The sequence below is a fragment of the Streptomyces sp. 8L genome (assembly GCF_020176795.1).
Taxonomy (GTDB): domain Bacteria; phylum Actinomycetota; class Actinomycetes; order Streptomycetales; family Streptomycetaceae; genus Streptomyces.
Window position 1 is genome coordinate 1 of sequence record NZ_JAIUKE010000370.1, and the last position, 1,636, is coordinate 1,636.

The following is a 1,636-nucleotide window of genomic DNA, read 5'->3' on the forward strand; positions in this document are numbered from 1 at the left end:
GGGGTGCCCCCCGCCCCCGGCGCGGCGGCGCGCCGCGCGGCGCGCCCCCCCCCCCCCGCCCCCCGGGGGGCCCAAAAAAAACCCCCCCCCCCCCCCCCCCCCCCCCCGCGCCCCCCCCCCGGACTCTTATTGCAGCCGCCGGGACCACACCGGCGCCCGCTTCCACGCAATCCCCATGCCTTCACGGAGGTTTCTTCCGCATGCGCTCCACCCGAATTGCCGTCACCGCAGCAATGCTCGGCACGCTCGCCCTGCCGCTGCTGTCCCCCACCACCGCCGGCGCGTCACCCGCCGCTGTCACCGCGGCTCCTGCGAGCAGCTGTTCGTCTCTGCCACCGCTGCCGTACAAGGTCCACGCATCGGCCGTGACCATCCGTTCCAAGGCCACCGCATCGTCCACAGCGCTGGGCGTTCTCTACCCCAGCCACACGTTCAGTGTGTCCAAGAAGAGCGGCAACTGGCTGTACATCACGGACACCTCGACCGGTGTCAAGGGCTGGGTCTCCGGCACATACGTCTACCGCGCCGCCCGCATGTGCCTGGACTGACAGGAAGCCGACACGTGCCGATAAGCGTCTGAGCCGGCGGGTACGTCCTGGCCCTCATCGCCTGGAGCATTGGCCATTCCAGAACAGGAGTTTCTCTTTTGTCCGACGGCATATCCGATGACACCGAGAATGTCGTGAGTGTGCTCACCCAACAGATCGAAGCCCACTTCGGCATGGACATGGACCAGTTGCAGGCCACGGCCACAGCCGCGCCGGTCGCGAATCCGGAGACTGCCGACGTCGTCAAGTGGCACGGGCTCCTCGTCGAGGCTCAGGGTGTGCTGGAGCGCGCGGAGGACAATCTCCTCGCCGCGCTGCACACCCGGCCCGGCGAGGCCGACGACCCTGCGATGGATCTCGCCCATCGTGTGAACGCAGCTGTCACCGTCCGCGACGGCCGGGCCATGGTCGTGCGATGGCTCCTCGACCCGGACGCTCCGGGCAAGGAGGACCTCGCTGCAGAGCGCCTCGCTCGCCTTCGCCCTCGCACTGGACCGGCGGTACAGACTGGCGTGCCTCACCGGCCCGCGGGCACAGCCGTCCCGGCGTCGGTGGCACGGGCGGGAAGGCCCGCCCGATGAGCCGGGACAGGTCCAGCAGCATGGACGGCGACCTGCAGAGGATCTTCGGAGAGCCGCTGTCCGCGCTGTACGAGGCCGCTGCCGTCGCCCGGGATGTGTCGCCCGCGCTCGCCCGTGCCCTGGACCTGCGCTCGTTCCTGGCCCTCACCGAGGAGCAGGTCGCCCGGGTGCGCGACCGCGTACACGCCGACACGCATCCGGGCCGCGACATGGGCGAGCTGTCGGCGGACAAACTGCACTTCGACGCGCAGTGGCTGGACGCGGCACTCGACGCCCGCGACGGGTACCGCACCGCTCTTCACGAGCTGCTGCGCACCATGCCCCCACCCGACCGACGGGCCGTGCCCGTCCGTACTCCTCAACTCGGTGCCGCCGCAGCCCTGCGCCCGTCCCCCGCCCCCGTCCCCGCCCCGGCGCGGGCCGGGGCGGCCCGGGCCGGCCGCCCCGGCTAGCCCGCGCGTGGGTGCCCGCCCCTCCCCGGCGAGCGCCCGCCGGGGCGCGGGCAGG

General features: G+C 72.3%; 3 protein-coding genes. All 3 read left to right on the plus strand.

Annotated features, from left to right (window positions below; all coding sequences use genetic code 11):
* Positions 1-200: 200 nt before the first annotated feature.
* Positions 201-548, plus strand: a complete 348-nt coding sequence (locus LCE31_RS26965) for an SH3 domain-containing protein (protein ID WP_225018653.1) — start codon at positions 201-203, stop codon at positions 546-548.
* Between the two features lie 98 nt (positions 549-646).
* A complete protein-coding gene (locus LCE31_RS26970; protein ID WP_225018654.1) occupies positions 647-1,129 on the plus strand; it encodes a hypothetical protein in 483 nt (160 codons plus the stop codon).
* Positions 1,126-1,581: a hypothetical protein gene (locus LCE31_RS26975; RefSeq protein ID WP_225018656.1), complete on the plus strand. Its 456-nt coding sequence runs from the start codon at positions 1,126-1,128 to the stop codon at positions 1,579-1,581. Before LCE31_RS26970 ends, LCE31_RS26975 begins: the two co-directional genes overlap by 4 nt.
* Positions 1,582-1,636: the final 55 nt, after the last annotated feature.

Excerpts from the sequence above, each read along its gene's own strand:
- LCE31_RS26965 (WP_225018653.1), top strand. The coding sequence starts at position 201 with ATGCGCTCCACCCGAATTGCCGTCACCGCAGCAATGCTCGGCACGCTC.
- LCE31_RS26975 (WP_225018656.1), top strand. The coding sequence starts at position 1,126 with ATGAGCCGGGACAGGTCCAGCAGCATGGACGGCGACCTGCAGAGGATC.